This window comes from Acholeplasma oculi, from assembly GCF_900166985.1.
GTDB lineage: Bacteria > Bacillota_I > Bacilli_A > Acholeplasmatales > Acholeplasmataceae > Acholeplasma > Acholeplasma oculi.
The window spans coordinates 1-15,810 of sequence record NZ_FUZK01000005.1; the positions used below are offsets into that span (position 1 = coordinate 1).

15 protein-coding genes, 5 tRNA genes, 2 rRNA genes and 1 pseudogene are annotated in these 15,810 nt (G+C 31.9%); 21 read left to right on the forward strand and 2 right to left on the reverse strand.

Going from position 1 to position 15,810, the window contains the following annotated elements; genetic code table 11:
- The 18 genes and pseudogenes from B5X49_RS07260 to B5X49_RS07345 all read left to right on the forward strand — a co-directional run.
- A 23S ribosomal RNA gene (locus tag B5X49_RS07260) occupies nucleotides 1-151 on the forward strand; the annotation flags it as partial.
- Between the two features lie 63 nt (nucleotides 152-214).
- Nucleotides 215-326, forward strand: a 5S ribosomal RNA gene (gene rrf / locus B5X49_RS07265).
- A 61-nt stretch (nucleotides 327-387) separates the two neighbouring features.
- A tRNA-Asn gene (locus tag B5X49_RS07270) sits at nucleotides 388-464 on the forward strand.
- 155 nt (nucleotides 465-619) lie between these two features.
- Nucleotides 620-1,246 carry a uridine kinase gene (gene udk, locus B5X49_RS07275; protein ID WP_045748970.1) on the forward strand — a complete coding sequence of 209 codons (627 nt, stop codon included), beginning with the start codon at nucleotides 620-622 and terminating at the stop codon, nucleotides 1,244-1,246.
- On the forward strand, nucleotides 1,243-1,872 hold the full coding sequence (mtnN, locus tag B5X49_RS07280; protein ID WP_045748971.1) for a 5'-methylthioadenosine/S-adenosylhomocysteine nucleosidase: 630 nt from the start codon (nucleotides 1,243-1,245) through the stop codon (nucleotides 1,870-1,872). Before udk ends, mtnN begins: the two co-directional genes overlap by 4 nt.
- Nucleotides 1,873-2,418: a DJ-1/PfpI family protein gene (locus B5X49_RS07285; protein ID WP_045748972.1), complete on the forward strand. Its 546-nt coding sequence runs from the start codon at nucleotides 1,873-1,875 to the stop codon at nucleotides 2,416-2,418.
- Nucleotides 2,419-2,497: 79 nt separating this feature from the next.
- Nucleotides 2,498-2,573: transfer RNA gene (locus B5X49_RS07290), tRNA-Glu, on the forward strand.
- Between the two features lie 7 nt (nucleotides 2,574-2,580).
- Nucleotides 2,581-2,657, forward strand: a tRNA-Arg gene (locus tag B5X49_RS07295).
- Between the two features lie 90 nt (nucleotides 2,658-2,747).
- Nucleotides 2,748-2,824, forward strand: a tRNA-Pro gene (locus B5X49_RS07300).
- A gap of 8 nt (nucleotides 2,825-2,832) precedes the next feature.
- Nucleotides 2,833-2,907 (forward strand) — tRNA-Gly (locus tag B5X49_RS07305).
- Nucleotides 2,908-3,000: 93 nt separating this feature from the next.
- Nucleotides 3,001-3,546 (forward strand): manganese efflux pump MntP, encoded by a 546-nt coding sequence (locus tag B5X49_RS07310; protein ID WP_045748973.1) that lies wholly within the window; start codon nucleotides 3,001-3,003, stop codon nucleotides 3,544-3,546.
- A 76-nt stretch (nucleotides 3,547-3,622) separates the two neighbouring features.
- The gene (locus tag B5X49_RS07315) at nucleotides 3,623-6,070 is read left to right on the forward strand and encodes a heavy metal translocating P-type ATPase (protein ID WP_045748974.1); all 2,448 of its coding nucleotides are present in this window, start codon (nucleotides 3,623-3,625) and stop codon (nucleotides 6,068-6,070) included.
- A gap of 11 nt (nucleotides 6,071-6,081) precedes the next feature.
- Complete coding sequence (locus B5X49_RS07320) at nucleotides 6,082-6,291, forward strand: heavy-metal-associated domain-containing protein (RefSeq protein ID WP_045748975.1); 210 nt, start codon at nucleotides 6,082-6,084, stop codon at nucleotides 6,289-6,291.
- 108 nt (nucleotides 6,292-6,399) lie between these two features.
- Nucleotides 6,400-7,029, forward strand: a pseudogene (locus B5X49_RS07325) (DNA alkylation repair protein); the annotation flags it as partial.
- Between the two features lie 85 nt (nucleotides 7,030-7,114).
- Nucleotides 7,115-7,561 carry an SHOCT domain-containing protein gene (locus B5X49_RS07330; protein ID WP_045748977.1) on the forward strand — a complete coding sequence of 149 codons (447 nt, stop codon included), beginning with the start codon at nucleotides 7,115-7,117 and terminating at the stop codon, nucleotides 7,559-7,561.
- A 16-nt stretch (nucleotides 7,562-7,577) separates the two neighbouring features.
- The gene (locus tag B5X49_RS07335; RefSeq protein WP_045748978.1) at nucleotides 7,578-7,955 is read left to right on the forward strand and encodes an SHOCT domain-containing protein; all 378 of its coding nucleotides are present in this window, start codon (nucleotides 7,578-7,580) and stop codon (nucleotides 7,953-7,955) included.
- On the forward strand, nucleotides 7,955-8,437 hold the full coding sequence (locus B5X49_RS07340) for an SHOCT domain-containing protein (RefSeq protein WP_045748979.1): 483 nt from the start codon (nucleotides 7,955-7,957) through the stop codon (nucleotides 8,435-8,437). The genes B5X49_RS07335 and B5X49_RS07340 overlap by 1 nt, the downstream gene beginning before the upstream one ends.
- Before the next feature lie 95 nt (nucleotides 8,438-8,532).
- Nucleotides 8,533-10,137 carry a putative bifunctional diguanylate cyclase/phosphodiesterase gene (locus B5X49_RS07345; protein WP_045748980.1) on the forward strand — a complete coding sequence of 535 codons (1,605 nt, stop codon included), beginning with the start codon at nucleotides 8,533-8,535 and terminating at the stop codon, nucleotides 10,135-10,137.
- Between the two features lie 87 nt (nucleotides 10,138-10,224).
- Here B5X49_RS07345 and B5X49_RS07350 read toward each other — a convergent pair whose 3' ends face one another.
- Entirely contained in the window at nucleotides 10,225-10,926 is a 702-nt protein-coding gene (locus tag B5X49_RS07350) for an SHOCT domain-containing protein (protein WP_045748981.1), read from the reverse strand.
- A gap of 134 nt (nucleotides 10,927-11,060) precedes the next feature.
- Here B5X49_RS07350 and B5X49_RS07355 point away from each other — a divergent pair, with 134 nt between their 5' ends.
- Nucleotides 11,061-11,951, forward strand: coding sequence for a Ppx/GppA phosphatase family protein (locus B5X49_RS07355; RefSeq protein ID WP_045748982.1), 891 nt, complete (start codon nucleotides 11,061-11,063; stop codon nucleotides 11,949-11,951).
- A gap of 60 nt (nucleotides 11,952-12,011) precedes the next feature.
- Here B5X49_RS07355 and B5X49_RS07360 read toward each other — a convergent pair whose 3' ends face one another.
- Nucleotides 12,012-14,135, reverse strand: a complete 2,124-nt coding sequence (locus B5X49_RS07360) for an ATP-dependent Clp protease ATP-binding subunit (protein ID WP_052669904.1) — start codon at nucleotides 14,133-14,135, stop codon at nucleotides 12,012-12,014.
- Between the two features lie 160 nt (nucleotides 14,136-14,295).
- On the opposite strand from B5X49_RS07360, the gene trhO reads away from it, so the two are divergent.
- A complete protein-coding gene (trhO, locus tag B5X49_RS07365; RefSeq protein WP_045748983.1) occupies nucleotides 14,296-15,255 on the forward strand; it encodes an oxygen-dependent tRNA uridine(34) hydroxylase TrhO in 960 nt (319 codons plus the stop codon).
- 28 nt (nucleotides 15,256-15,283) lie between these two features.
- A complete protein-coding gene (locus B5X49_RS07370; RefSeq protein WP_045748984.1) occupies nucleotides 15,284-15,733 on the forward strand; it encodes an arsenate reductase/protein-tyrosine-phosphatase family protein in 450 nt (149 codons plus the stop codon).
- Nucleotides 15,734-15,810 lie beyond the last annotated feature (77 nt).

Sequence of the window (15,810 nt, forward strand, 5' to 3'; positions counted from 1 at the left end):
AACGCTGAAAGCATCTAAGCGTGAAGCCCACCTTGAGATGAGATCTCCCAATTAGTAAGACCCCTTGAAGACCACAAGGTTGATAGGCTAGGTGTGTAAGCATAGTGATATGTTCAGCTGACTAGTACTAATAGGTCGAGGACTTAACCTTACGTGATGAATTCGCATCACAATTTCAATTTCAGAAAATCATTTATCTAGTTTTGAGAGCATGTCTGGTGACGATGGCGAAGTGGTTCCACCTGTACCCATACCGAACACAGAAGTTAAGCACTTCAGCGCCGACGATAGTTAATACAAATAGCGAAAATAGGACGTTGCCAGGCAACTCTTTACTTGATATAATATAAACAGTATCATATGTGTCACCCAAACTTTAATATAAGTGCCTACTTAGCTCAGTCGGTTAGAGCATCTGACTGTTAATCAGAGGGTCGCCTGTTCGAGTCAGGCAGTGGGCGCCACTTATGATTTAATAAGAGTTCTTTTAAGGACTCTTTTTTGTTTATAACATCTTAAATTAAGTAAAGCTTATAAATTTCGTTGAGAAAAAGCAGTTTTTCATATATAATAAACCAAGGAACATCCAAATTATAAGTAAATTTAAAGGAAAAACATCATGAAAAAACCATATCTTATCATTGTTGCAGGTGGTTCAGCATCCGGAAAATCAACAGTCGTTAAAGCAATATTAGAAAAATCAGGAATCAAAGATTGTTTAACAATCAATCAAGATGATTACTACAAAAATCAAGACCATATGACAATGGAAGAACGCCTTTTAGTCAATTACGATCATCCACTTTCCATTGATAATGATGTTTTATATCAAGATTTAATAAGTTTATTAGAAGGAAAAACGATTTTAAAACCTATTTATGATTATAAAAACTACACAAGAAGTGATCAAACAGAAACCATTGAACCTAAACCGATTATTATTTTAGAAGGAATTCTATCTTTAACAGATAAATCCATAAGAAATTTAGCGGATTTAAAATTATATGTTGAGTCTGATGATGATTTAAGATTGATTCGACGTATCAAAAGAGACGTTAAAGAACGTGGTCGTTCACTAGATTCTGTGGTAGATCAATACTTAAATACAGTTAAACCGATGTATCACAAATATGTGAAACCAACCAAACGATATGCTGATATGATTATTCCTAATGATGAAGCACATCAAAAGGCAGTCGATGTAATCGTTGGTATGTTAAAATCAAAAAAAGAGGAACTTAAATGAGATTAATTGTAGCAGCAATGGATAGCGAAGTCACTTCATTGATTGAACGATTTGTTCAACTTGAATTAGAACCTTTTAAACTTTATCAAGGTAAAATCTCTGGATTTGACTATTTATTAGTTGTAACAGGTGTTGGAAAAACGAATGCTGCTGCTGGTCTTTCTTATGCTTTATCTAAACATCCAAACATGGAAATTATAATTAATTTAGGGATAGTTGGTGGATATTTAGTTGACCTTCATGAAGCATATCTAGTCGAATCTGCAATGTATCATGATGTGGATGTAACGATATTTAACTATAAGTTTGGACAAATTCCAGGTCAACCAGAAATATTTTTATCTGATATAAATGAAATATCATCTAAACTGAATCTAAAGACGATGAGGTTAATGACTGGAGACTCTTTCCAAACCTCCAAAATCGACGATAAACCTTATATTATTGATATGGAAGGTGCGAGTTTGTTTCAAGTAGCAAACCGTTTTAAAAAGCCTATAATTTCACTAAAAATTGTTTCTGATGTGATCGAATCTAAGCATCAATTAGAAACATATACACGCTCAGAACAAACACTCGATGAAAAGTTATATCAAATACTTTTAAAGCTATTGGAGGTCATTTAAATGAAAGGTTTAATCTTATTTTCAAATGGAATGGAAGATAATGAAGCACTTGGAACAATTGCTTATTTAAGAAGAAGTGGTGTCATAATTGAATCTGTTTCTTTAGAAGAGGGAATTCATGTCTTAACACAGTATCAACAAACCGTTCATGCAGACATGAATTACACGAATGTGTCATTAGATGATTATGACTTTTTAGTCATTCCTGGTGGAGGTTATGTTAAAAGAGTCATTGATCAGGATACACGTATTAAAGAAATCATTAAAGATTTCCACCAAGAAGGAAAATTGATTGCAGCAATATGTGCTGGACCAAGGTTTTTGGGTCGTTTAGGATTACTGGATGGACTCGATTTCACATGCTTCCCAGGAAGTGAAATTGATATGCCTAAAGGTAATTATTTACGATTGAGTAAAGTAGTATCAACAGAACGCATTATTACTGCAAGATCTGCAGGTGCAGTCGTTGAATTTGCTGCTGAAATTGTGAAAAAAATACAAGGATTTGTGGAAGCTAAATCGCTTATTGATAACATTTTATATTAAATAAATTAAAAATAATAAAAAGTATTTTTTGGGTTGACAATTTATTATTTATTGATATAATTATACATGCGCACAAAGTGGCCCGTTGGAGAAACGGTTAACTCACATGCCTTTCACGCATGCATTCATGGGTTCAAATCCCATACGGGTCACCAAATTTTTGCACCCATAGCTCAATTGGATAGAGCGTTTGACTACGGATCAAAAGGTTAGGGGTTCAAGTCCTCTTGGGTGCGCCATTAAATTGCAATAACATTTTTAAAAAGCGTAACCTTTACCGATTGACAACGTATAAATTAATTGGTAAAATAATTTGGCTTGATAGATTTCGGGAAGTAGCTCAGCTTGGTGGAGCACCTGGTTTGGGACCAGGGGGCCGCAGGTTCAAATCCTGTCTTCCCGACCAGCTTTATTGCGGGTGTCGTATAATGGTTATTACCCCAGCCTTCCAAGCTGAAGACGGCGGTTCGATTCCGCTCACCCGCTCCATTTGTTGTTAATTATTACCTCGTCTAATATAGAACTTACTATAGACGGGGTTTTTTTATTTGTAAAAGACATATTAAAGGAATGGTTTAAATTATGACACTGTTTGAATTAATTATAATTTCCATTGGAATTTCGTTAGATGTTTTTGCTGTATTACTCACAGTGGGTTTAACGCTTAAAAATTCATCTTTTAAGACACGATTATGGATTATAGGGCTCTTTACCTCAATGCAAGTAATCATGCCTATAATAGGATATTTAGTTGGTCAGGAGTTTAAACAGTATATTGAGGCATATGATCACTGGGTATCATTTATCTTATTAGCTTTAATCGGTCTACGTATGATTCTTTCTAAACAAGAATCGAGTGACCATGTTTCTAAAAGACATATGTTTAAATTAAGTTTTGTAACAAGTATTGATTCATTAGCAGTAGGTGTGACGTTTGCAATCGTACAAATTAACCTATGGACATCATCCATTGTATTTTTTATAACAACAGCATTATTTAGTATATTAGGCTTATATTTAGGTCAAAAAGTAAAAACAGAAAAATCGATTATCGCAGAACGTTTTGGTGGAGTTATTTTAATTTTAATAGGCTTAAATATTTTATTAAAACACTTAGGTATATATTAATTATTGACAAATCTAATGACATCATGTAAAATAATTATGTAACCCCTATATGGGGGGTATAGATGAGGTGATGTCAATGAAAAAAGAAACGTATGAAGTTGAGGGAATGACTTGCGCATCCTGTGTACAAGCTGTTGAAAAGACAACTCAAAAACTTGACGGTGTGAAAGAAGTATCAGTCAATTTAACGACTGAAAAAATGACAATACTTTATGATGAAAATAAAGTGAATTTCAATCAAGTTAAAGAAGCAATCACAAATATAGGATATAACATACATGAATCCAAAACCGAAAAAGAATTTTTAGTTGAAGGTATGACTTGTGCATCTTGTGTGCAAGCAGTAGAACGCGTGACTAAAAAACTAGATGGTGTTAAAGATGTATCTGTTAATTTAACAACTGAAAAAATGCATATTGTTTTTGATCAAAAAGTTTTAAGTACCATTGATATAAAAAAAGCAGTAGAAGATACAGGTTACAAGTTAGTTGATATTACAAAAAGTGATGATAAACACCAAGAAAAAAAACAATTAGAAATTAAAAAGTTATGGGTTCGTTTTATTCAATCTCTTATCTTTACCATACCACTACTTTATATTGCTATGGGTCATATGGTAGGATTATATTTACCTGAAATCATTGATCCACATATGAATGACTTATGGTTTGCTTTAACACAACTCGTTTTAACAACTCCAGTTATGTTGGTAGGATATAGTTATTTTAAAGTTGGATTTAAAACATTAATTAAAAGACATCCAAATATGGATTCTTTAATTGCAATCGGTACATCAGCTGCATACCTTTATGGTGTATTTGCGGTGATTATGATTGCATTAGGAAATCATCAATATGTTTATAGTTTATACTTTGAATCTGCTGCTGTGATTTTAACTCTGATTACACTAGGTAAGTACCTTGAAGCAGTATCTAAGGGTAAAACATCAGAAGCAATTAAAAAACTAATGAATTTATCACCCAAAGAGGCACTTGTTATTAGAAATGGTGTCGAGAAATTAATATTGGTTGATGAAGTATTAGTGGGAGATATCGTTTTGGTAAAACCAGGAATGAGTTTACCAGTAGACGGTATCGTCCTCGATGGATATTCATCCATTGATGAGTCCATGCTTACAGGTGAATCTATGCCTGTTGAAAAAACAAAGGGTTCTAAAGTGGTTGCAGCAAGTATCAACAAGTTAGGTACATTTACATATGAGGCGACCAAGGTTGGTAAAGACCGTGCAATTGCCAAAATTATAGAACTTGTTGAAGATGCACAAGCGACTAAAGCACCAATTCAAAAACTGGCAGATATCATTTCAGGTCAGTTTGTACCAATTGTCATAATCCTTGCCGTATTATCAGGTTTATTATGGTTCTTTGTTGGTGGAAGTTCAGTTGAGTTTGCACTTACAATATTTATAGCTGTTCTTGTGATTGCTTGTCCTTGTGCCCTTGGACTTGCAACACCAACAGCCATAATGGTTGGTACAGGTAAAGGTGCTGAATATGGTGTATTATTTAAGAGTGGTGAAGCACTTGAAAGATTATACAAAGTCAATGTAGTAATCTTCGATAAAACGGGAACTATTACCACTGGTAAACCTAAATTAACGGATATTGTTTCAATTCATGAAATGCATGATGATGATATTTTATTACTCGCAGCATCAGCAGAAAAAACATCCGAGCATCCTTTAGCAGAAGCAATCATAGAAGCAGCAAAAGAAAAGAATCTAGAACTTTATCCTGTTGAGGCTTTTGATGCAATACCTGGTTATGGTATTCAAGCAAAACTTAGAGGAGAAAATATTTTATTTGGTAATGAAAAATTAATGAATAAATATCAAGTTGATATTGATCAGCATATACCTAAAGCATTAAAACTCGCTGAATCTGGTAAGACTCCGATGTATTTATCTGTGAATCAAAAACTTGAGGCAATTATAGCTGTTGCTGATACACTTAAAAGCGATAGCCAAGAAGCGGTTTTAGCACTTAAAAAACGTGGTATTCAAGTCATGATGATTACAGGTGATAATAAACAAACTGCACATGCAATCGCAAAATCAGTTGGAATTGAAAATGTATTAAGTGATGTCTTGCCTCAAGATAAATCCAACGAAGTTTTAAAACTTCAAGAACAAGGATTTAAGGTTGCTATGGTTGGAGATGGTATCAATGACTCACCAGCACTTGCACTTGCTGATGTTGGAATTGCAATTGGTTCTGGTACGGATATAGCAATTGAATCTGCAGATGTCGTATTGGTTAAAAACAGTTTAATGGATGTTGCAACAGCAATCAAACTGAGTCAACATACCATCAGAAACATACAAGAAAACCTGTTTTGGGCATTTGCTTATAATATTTTAGGCATTCCACTTGCAATGGGTATACTACATATCTTTGGTGGACCACTCTTAGACCCAATGTTTGCTGCACTTGCAATGAGTTTAAGTTCTGTATCGGTATTACTAAATGCACTGAGATTAAAACATATTAAGAAAGTTAAATAGGAGAAAAAGAAATGGAATCTACAATTAAAATTGAAGGTATGACATGTAAACATTGTCAAATGCGTGTTGAAAAAACACTTTCATCATTAGATGGTGTAGAAAAAGTAACGGTTGATTTAGAAAAAGGATTGGCACATGTACAATCCAATACATCATTAAATGAAACAATCCTCAAAGAAAAAATTGATGATGCTGGTTACAAAGTAATCTCAATCGAATAAGTCATAAAAAAGTGTTTGAAGACAAATTATCGTCATTCAAACGCTTTTTTATTTATAATAGACATGGAGGATAAAAAAATGTTAAAAGACTAGGTATTAAAAAGATTAGAATCTTTAAGCAATCCTGCACGATATAAGACATTAATTAAAGCAGGTGCTCCTAAAGAAACTTACGGTGTATTACTTGGAAATATTAGAAGTATCGCCAAAGAAATTAAAATCAATCATGAACTTGCATATGATTTGTGGCAAACCAAAAATACAGATGCAAGATTGTTATCGGTTATGATTTTTGATTCTAAACAAATCGATAAAAAATTTGCTATAGAACTCATTTCTAGTGTTAAGTTTGATCAACTATTAGACGATCTTATGTTTAGACTAATTGTAGAAATAAATCCACTTGATGAAGTACAAGAAACTTTATCACATATGGAGGATGATTACTTGAAGCGTGCTTATTGGTCTATTCAAGTCCATAAGGCATCTAAGAAATTATTAGCCCATGACAAAATTGATGAACTTATCAAACATGCAAAACTCAACCTTTTAACGGAATCTAAACAAGCACAGTGGATGATGAATCGCTTTTTAGCAACTGTTGGAATATATTATGAAGCTTACCGAAATGAAATAATTCATATAGGTGAAACATTAAAACTTTTTAAGGATCAAGTCGTACCAAAGGGCTGTACAAGAGCGTATATCCCTGAATGGATAGCTGCAGTTGTTAAATAATGGGCATTTATTTATTAAAACCTTTGGTTATTTATTTATAATCATATATAATATGAGTAGTATAAAAATTACAAGGGGTATGTGAATGAATAAAACTTATTTAACAGTATCACAAGTGATGCTTGGAATTGCTGCTGGCGTCATTGGTTTATATGTCTTTTTATTTGGTATTATTCTCTCAGTGGGATCAATTTACAACGGATTTGTTATGGGGAATTTCGTCGTTGTTATGTTCATCATCGCACTGATTGTCGGACTTCACATTCTAGTTATGGTTCGCTTTCAAAAAGCAAAAACTGACTACAGTATGAAGCAAGAGGTTCTTATTTGGTCAATATTGTTACTTATATCTGGTAACATTATTGCAGGTATCTTTGGTATCTTAGCATCCAATGATAAACAAGAAGCAGATTCTCCTGTCATAAACTCAGTTGAAGATAAATTAAAACATTTAGATCAACTCTATGACAAAGGATTAATCACACTTGAAGAGTATCAAATTAGAAGAAAAAAAATTATTGAAAGTATATAATATAAGGAGATAAGAAATGAATAAAACATATTTAACAGTTGCACAAGTTTTTGCAATTATTGGTGGAATTATCTACTGCTTCATGTTTTTCCTAATTTTTCCATTAATTCTTGCGTTCTTTAACTTTAGAGCCGCAACTATCATGGATAAGGCTAAAAATGGAATGGCTTCTAGAGATCAAGTAAGAAGTTATGGTATCTATCTACTCTTTACAACATACGTTATTGGTGGAATATTTGCTATAATCGCTGCAGAAAGTAAAGTAGGAACTGATGCACCATTAGTTCAATCTACTGAACAAAAACTTCAAGAACTAGAAACTTTATACGAAAAGGGTATGATTTCTAAGGAAGAATACGAAATTAGAAGAAAGAGAATTATTGAGACATTATAATGAATAAAACATTTATAACCGTTGGTATTATATTTACTGTACTTGCTACATTGATGTTGTTACTTTTTGGTGGTGTATTCATGAATGCATCAGATATTGTCTATGAGTTAGCACTTCAAGATCCAGATATCCAACTCGTTGCAGAAGAGTTGATTAGTTTATTCTCAACTGTTGCAGTCTTCATGTTTATATTTGCATTTCTAAACATTGTTGCTGCTGTTAGAATCTTTATGTTAAGAAACAGTCAAACAGCTAATAAAGAGGCGTTAGGATGGGCAATCTACTTATTATTTGGAGCTGGATTATTAGGCGGAATATTTAGTATATTAGGAGTTCAAGTCAAGAACCCAACACCTGTTGCTGCATCAAGTGGTTCAACCTTAGAATCTCAACTTAAAGAACTCGATAAACTCTTTGAAAAAGGATTAATTAGTCAAGATGAATACAACGAGCGTCGTGAAAGAATTATTTCGAGAGTTTAATAATCATGTATAAAACAACCGACTATCGGTTGTTTTTTTCATTCCCAAAATCATAAAATAGTGTAAAATATTATTGTAGATAAAATGAGGATATTATGAATAACAAAAGAGAATCTAAAATTAAAAAATTGAATCGTGCTTCTGTAGAGTCCTTTAAAATTACAGCACTATATTTCTTGACAGCATATGGGTATTTATTTTTAAGTGACTGGATCGTAATGATTTTAGTAGATGATCCTATTTTACTGAATTTAATTCAATCCATTAAAGGATTAATTTCATTAGGTCTTATTGGTATTGTTTACTATTTTATTATATTGAATAGACTACAACAATTCATTGGTGTAAACCATCAAATGAATCAAGTGCTAGAACAGCTTAAACAAAAGAATCAAGTATTAATCGAATTAGAAGAAAAACATTTTAAACTTGCATATTATGATACATTAACAGGACTCATGAATAAACAAAGATTAGAACTTAAGGTAAATCGTATGATTGAACAAAAAGAACCTTTTGCATTCGTGTATATGGATATTGATAACTTTGGTGCAATTAATGAATTAAAGGGTCATGTTTGGGGTGATCATGCTTTAATCCTAATTGCTAAAGAACTTGAAAAGTTATCAAAGGGAAATGTCGTATCTAGATTAAGTGAGGATTCATTTGTTTTACTATTAAGTGGTATGACAGACCATGATGCATGTAAAGTTTATGTAGAAGAAGTTCTATCATCCATAAAAGAACTTATCAATCTGCAAGCAGAAGTATACTTTTATACAGCATCTGCAGGTATTTCCATTTTCCCAGAACACGGTCATACATATACAGATATCTTAAGATATGCAAATTTAGCACTTTCTCAAGCCAAGAAGAATGGTAAAGATCAAATTGTTTTCTATAATCAATACACACATGAGTTAAAGTTAAGAGAATATGATATTACAAATTCGATTAAAACTTCTTTACAACAAAATGATTTTTATATTGTCTATCAACCTATTATCGACTTTAAGAAAAATCATATTCGAAAAGTTGAGGCATTAATTCGTTGGCTACATCCAAAATTAGGGATGATACCACCAAATGATTTCATATATTTATCGGAGATTTCAGGGTCCATCTTGGAACTCACACACTTTGTTTACGAGTCAGTATTTAAACAAATGGCTTTATGGAATCAACAAGGTTTAAAAATTCAGGTGGATATTAACGTATCACCGAAAGTATTAATGCATCAGGATTTTATTAAAAACTTAAATTATTATATTCATAAACACCAAGTGGATAAGGGTCAAGTTATTATTGAAGTGACTGAATCATTAATCTTAAGTAGCATTGATCAAGCAATCATGGTGTTGAATCAGTTAAGATCTGAAGGGTATCGTATTGCACTTGATGATTTTGGAAGTGGTTATTCTTCATTAACGTATCTTAAACACTTACCAATTGATATTTTAAAAATGGATAAAGCATTTATTGCTACAATTGATAAAAACGAATTAGAAAAACAATTCCTAAAGTTTGTCTTAGATTTAGCACATGCTATGCATAAAGAAGTGGTTTTAGAAGGTGTAGAAACCATCAGTCAAGAAACAGTATTAAAACCATTTAATGTAGACTATGTTCAAGGGTTCTTATATTATAAGCCGATGAAAGTAGAAGAACTAACTCAAATCCTACAAGAAAAATATAAATAAAAGATAAGAAAACTCACAAAGAAAAAATATGTTATTGTGAGGTTTTTTATATAAAAAAAGATGCATTCATCATGCATCTTTATGGGTTTATTCTTTAGGTTGTACGGACTCGATGGATTTTAATCTTGTTTGATATTCTTCATCTGAAATAATACCTCTTTGATAAAGTCTTTCAAGTTCGTTTAATTTAGATTGTTGATTATTTTGAACGACGGGTTCTTCAGATACAATTGGTTTATCTTTAACCATTAAGACCATTGAAATATATACTACTGCAATAGCGATTAATGCAAATACAACTCTAAGTACTGAATCTAGTTTCATTAAAGTAACAAATGGAGATACAGCTGCTAAGAATATGAATGAAACGATTAAGGATACCATGATAAATCTTTTAGTGAATTTTGTTTCAAATTTAGTTTGTGTCGTATGAAGTAATAAGAATAATGAACTGATTTCAAATAATGCATGACCTAGTAGAAGACCTAATACGAAGATAACTTCAAATTCTACTGAGTTGATGATTAATGATACAGGCCTTGTTCCAGTTACTCCGTAGAGTATATTAAATGCACCATAAATGACTAAAATGATTGCAATAATCTTATCAAATGACTTAAACTGTAAAATCATAATAAACGCAATCGCCATAAATACAAATGTATCTAATTGGAAACTAAGTGTTAAGAATGATCTTCCAAAAAAGTCTTGTAATACAAAGGCAGCAATGTATGCTAGGATAATTGCAATACCCCCTGTTAATAAACTTGTATGATATGTTTTTTTCATTGTTTTAAATCTCCTTTCCTTTATGATATCAATATTTTAAACTTTTTACAAATAAAGTTATCACAAATCAAACAATTAGATTCTTAATTGAATGATTTTTTGATAAGATAGTAGTATAAGGGAGGATTTTATCTATGAATTATGGCATTATTGATTTAGGATCAAATTCTGTTAGATTAGAGATATACGCTTTTCAAAAAGATGAGATGAAACATGTCTATTCAAGAAGAGAAGTACTGGGATTAGCAAGTTATGTATTACCTGAGGGGTATTTATCTGATTTAGGTATCGATGCTTTAATACGTGTCTTAAATGAATTGGTAAATGCATCTAAGCATTTTGATTTAAAATCATTATATGTTGTTGCAACTGCAACCATTAGAAATGCTAGAAATCAAAATGAAATATTAATTAAAATCAAGAAAAATTGTGGTGTCAATGTTATTGTTTTAGATGAGGAAAAAGAAGCTTATTACGGGTATAAAGGGGTTTCTTTGAAATTTGATATTAAAGATGGTTTGGTCATTGATATCGGAGGTGGTTCTACAGAGGTTACGCTTATTAAAAATAGTTTAGTCAAAGAAGGTCACAGTTTACCAATTGGATCACTGAATGCATATATTTCATATGTTAAAGAAGTATTACCAACTTTGGATGAGAAGGAACGCATATTACATGCTGTGATACATGCGTTAAAACAAGAAAAAGTACCTAAAGAACAAGTCTTAGAAGTGTATGGTATTGGTGGAACCATCCGAGCATGTAAGGTTTTAATTGAAAGTCTTTTGAATAAGAAAATTGATTTTTTAACAAAATCACATTTAGAAGATTTAATGAAGCGTTTAAACCCACTTAAGAAACAAACCTATTTATCTTTAATGAGAATGATTCCAGATAGAACGCACACGATCATTCCTGGAATGATGATTTTACTCGCACTTATGGAATATTTTGAGTTCAGTCAATTAAAAGTATCGGATTATGGAATTCGAGAAGGTTATTTATTTGAACGTTTAGAAAATTAAGAAAAAACGCCTACCAGAAACTATTTTTAATTAAACGAATAGTTTCTAGTGGCGCTTTTTTTATTTATTAATGATACTTAAATTATCATCTATTACCAAGCATTCATAGTGTACTGCTGGTAGAATACTTCCATCAATTAATTGTTTTGCAACAAATGTTTCGATGTTTCTTTGGATGAATCGTTTCAGTGGTCTTGCACCAAACTGTTCATTAAATCCATTTTTAATTACATATTTTTGAACATCTTCACCAAACTCAATGTGAATATTTTGTTCTAAAAGTTTTTCTTTGAGTTCATCTAACATCTTTCTTGCGATTAACACTTGAACTTTAAATCCTAAGGCATTAAATGTAATGATCTCATCAATTCTATTTAAGAATTCTGGCTTAAACGATTTTCTAACCAGTTCCATCACTTTATCATGACCTTCATTAGAATCGCTTAATAAATATTCAGATCCTAAGTTTGAGGTCATAATGATGACTGTATTCTTAAAGTCAACCGTTCTACCTTGACCATCTGTGAGACGACCATCATCGAGCACTTGTAGTAATATGTTAAATACTTCAGGGTGTGCTTTTTCGATTTCATCAAATAAGATGATGGAGTAAGGCATACGTCGGATTCGTTCTGTGAGTTGTCCTCCTTGATCATAACCTACATATCCTGGAGGTGCACCAATCAATCTAGAAACACTATGTGATTCCATATACTCAGACATATCTATACGAACCATGTGTGATTCAGAATCAAATAAATTATCTGCTAGACTTTTAGCAACCTCCGTTTTACCAACACCTGTTGGTCCTAAGAATAAGAAGCTACCAATAGGTTTATTAGGATCTTTTATACCAGCACGTTGACGAATGATTGCATCACTAATAAGCTTGATTGCATGATCTTGACCAATCACACGCATTTTTAAGTAACTTTCTAAGGATTTTAATTTTTCGATATCACCTGAAATGAGTTTTTGAATTGGAATATGTGTCCATTTGCTAACGATTTCAGCAATACTTTCTGATGTGACAGTTTCTGTAAGTAGTTTATCTTTTAAATCCATTTCAGATAAATTTTGTATATCTTTTTCTAATTGAGGGATTTTTGAGTATTGAAGTTCTGCTGCCTTAGAATAATTACCTGCATTATAGGCTGTGTTTAATTCATTTTTAAGTTTTTCTAATTGTTCTTTTTTCTTTTTAATTTCATTTAAATGATTTTTTTCTTGTTCCCATCTTTTTTTCAAATTTGCTGCTTCATCAGTCAGTGTTTGAATTTCAAGTTGTAGCTTAGATAATCTTTCTTTAGATAAAGGGTCGGTTTCTTTGGATAATGCTGATTTTTCTATTTCTAGTTGCATCAAACGTCTTTGAACATCATCTAACTCAACGGGCATAGAGTCAATTTCCATACGAATAGAAGCACATGCCTCATCGACAAGGTCAATTGCTTTATCAGGTAGGAATCTATCTGTAATATATCGAGATGAAAGTGTTGTTGCAGCAATAATTGCATTATCTGCAATATGCACACCATGATGCGCTTCAAATCGATCTTTTAACCCTCTTAAGATTGAAATGGTATCTTCAACAGTAGGTTCTTGAACTAAAATCTTTTGGAAACGACGTTCAAGTGCACTGTCTTTTTCAATATAGTTTCTATATTCATTCAGTGTGGTTGCTCCAATACAATGTAATTCACCGCGTGCAAGCATTGGTTTTAACATATTGGATGCATCCATGGCACCGTCCGCACGACCTGCCCCAACAATGGTATGTAGTTCATCAATAAATAAAATGATTTCACCATTACTATCCTTTATTTTATTGAGAACTGCCTTTAAACGTTCTTCGAATTCACCTCTAAATTTAGCACCTGCAACTAATGCTGCTAAATCAAGTTCATAAATCATTTTGTTTTGTAAACTAATGGGTACATCTTTATCAACAATACGTCTTGCAAGTCCTTCAACGATGGCTGTTTTACCAACACCTGGTTCACCGATGAGAACAGGGTTATTTTTGGTTTTACGAGATAAGATTTTGATGATTCGTCTAATTTCTTCCTCTCTACCAATGACAGGATCAATTTTACCTTTTTTAACTAGGTCAACGATATTTCTTCCGAATTTATTTAAGATTTCAGGATCTTTTGTATAATCTTCCATGGGATTGAATTGCATCAGAATTACCTCCTATTAAAAATCAATTCAGGTATATTATAATACCTTTTTTTGGCACTGTCAAGTGTTGAGTGCTAATTATGTGTTGTAAGCAAAAAAGTTGAAATAAAGACCATATTCGGTATAATATAGTGCAAGCTTTAAAAGAAGGAAATTCACTATGGAAAATAATAATTATCGTGTCTTACTATATTATAAATATAGAACAATTGAAGATACCGAACAATTTGTAAAAGAACATTTAAAATTTTGTAAAGAAAACAATTTATTAGGTAGAATACTAGTTGCAAATGAAGGTATTAACGGAACTGTATCTGGATTAGTTGAAGATACAGATAAATATATGACATTTTTAAAAAGTATCAGTGGTTTTGAAGATACATTTTTTAAAATTGATGTCGTTTCTGGACATGCTTTTAAAAAAATGCATGTACGTGCAAAAAAAGAGTTGGTTAATTTAAGTTTAGAAGAAGATATCAATCCGTTAGAACTCACAGGTAAACATTTAGAACCTAAAGAATTTATGGAAAAACTAGAAGATCCGAATGTGGTAGTAATTGATGCAAGAAATGATTATGAATATGATTTAGGTCATTTTAGAGGGGCAATCAAACCAGAGATTAGAAATTTTAGAGATTTACCTGGATGGATTAGACAAAATAAAGAAAAATTCGAAGGTAAAAAGATTCTAACTTATTGTACCGGTGGTGTACGTTGTGAGAAATTTAGTGGCTGGTTATTAAAAGAAGGTTTTGATGATGTCAGTCAGCTTCATGGTGGTATTCACAATTATGGAACAAGTCGTGATACATTAGGTAAACACTGGGATGGAAAAATGTATGTTTTTGATGAAAGAATCGCTGTAGATATTAACAAACATGAACATGTGATTGTAGGTAAGGATTATTTTACGGGTGAACCTTGTGAAAGGTATATCAACTGTGGAAACCCAGATTGTAATAAACAAATATTAGCATCTGAAGCATCAGAAGAAAAATATTTAGGATCATGTTCAGATCATTGCAGATTACATCCAAGAAATCGTTATGTATTAAGAAAACAACTTACATCGGATATGGTGAGAGAACAAGTCGAACGCATTCGATTAAAACGAGTTTAAGTATAAATATAAGTAAGGGGGAACACTTATGATTAAAGTACTATTTGTATGTCTAGCTAATGTTTGTCGTTCACCCATGGCTGAAGGCATGTTTAAAAGTTATGTAAAACAAAAAGGTATTGAAGATAAGTTTATATTTGAATCTAGAGCAATTAAAAATTGGGAGAACTTGAAAGTTCATGAAGAGACTTTGAATCAGATTAAAGCATTAGATGTTGACATGAAAGATAAGACATCTAAACCTATTACGGAAAAAGATTTTATTGAGTTTGATTATATTATTGGGATGGATAAACTCAATACGAAATTTTTAAAGAGTTTTGAAGAAGGATATTATCAAAGTAAGGTACACACATATATACCAAAGAAAAATGTACCAGATCCAATGGTTACAGGGGATTTTAATAAAACCTATAAGTTAATTAAGAAACAATTGGACTATTGGTTTGATACTTGGCATAAAAAAGAGAACATTTAAAAACTCAAGATAATCACTTGAGTTTTTTTATTGAAACTTTTTTTCTCTTTATTGAGCGATTTATGTTAAAATGTGAA

What these genes read in the sequence shown, in the direction of transcription:
- udk (WP_045748970.1), top strand. Translation starts at nt 620, where the DNA reads ATGAAAAAACCATATCTTATCATTGTTGCAGGTGGTTCAGCATCCGGA.
- mtnN (WP_045748971.1), top strand. Translation starts at nt 1,243, where the DNA reads ATGAGATTAATTGTAGCAGCAATGGATAGCGAAGTCACTTCATTGATT.
- B5X49_RS07285 (WP_045748972.1), top strand. Translation starts at nt 1,873, where the DNA reads ATGAAAGGTTTAATCTTATTTTCAAATGGAATGGAAGATAATGAAGCA.
- B5X49_RS07310 (WP_045748973.1), top strand. Translation starts at nt 3,001, where the DNA reads ATGACACTGTTTGAATTAATTATAATTTCCATTGGAATTTCGTTAGAT.
- B5X49_RS07315 (WP_045748974.1), top strand. Translation starts at nt 3,623, where the DNA reads ATGAAAAAAGAAACGTATGAAGTTGAGGGAATGACTTGCGCATCCTGT.
- B5X49_RS07320 (WP_045748975.1), top strand. Translation starts at nt 6,082, where the DNA reads ATGGAATCTACAATTAAAATTGAAGGTATGACATGTAAACATTGTCAA.
- B5X49_RS07330 (WP_045748977.1), top strand. Translation starts at nt 7,115, where the DNA reads ATGAATAAAACTTATTTAACAGTATCACAAGTGATGCTTGGAATTGCT.
- B5X49_RS07335 (WP_045748978.1), top strand. Translation starts at nt 7,578, where the DNA reads ATGAATAAAACATATTTAACAGTTGCACAAGTTTTTGCAATTATTGGT.
- B5X49_RS07340 (WP_045748979.1), top strand. Translation starts at nt 7,955, where the DNA reads ATGAATAAAACATTTATAACCGTTGGTATTATATTTACTGTACTTGCT.
- B5X49_RS07345 (WP_045748980.1), top strand. Translation starts at nt 8,533, where the DNA reads ATGAATAACAAAAGAGAATCTAAAATTAAAAAATTGAATCGTGCTTCT.
- B5X49_RS07350 (WP_045748981.1), bottom strand. Translation starts at nt 10,926, where the DNA reads ATGAAAAAAACATATCATACAAGTTTATTAACAGGGGGTATTGCAATT.
- B5X49_RS07355 (WP_045748982.1), top strand. Translation starts at nt 11,061, where the DNA reads ATGAATTATGGCATTATTGATTTAGGATCAAATTCTGTTAGATTAGAG.
- B5X49_RS07360 (WP_052669904.1), bottom strand. Translation starts at nt 14,135, where the DNA reads ATGCAATTCAATCCCATGGAAGATTATACAAAAGATCCTGAAATCTTA.
- trhO (WP_045748983.1), top strand. Translation starts at nt 14,296, where the DNA reads ATGGAAAATAATAATTATCGTGTCTTACTATATTATAAATATAGAACA.
- B5X49_RS07370 (WP_045748984.1), top strand. Translation starts at nt 15,284, where the DNA reads ATGATTAAAGTACTATTTGTATGTCTAGCTAATGTTTGTCGTTCACCC.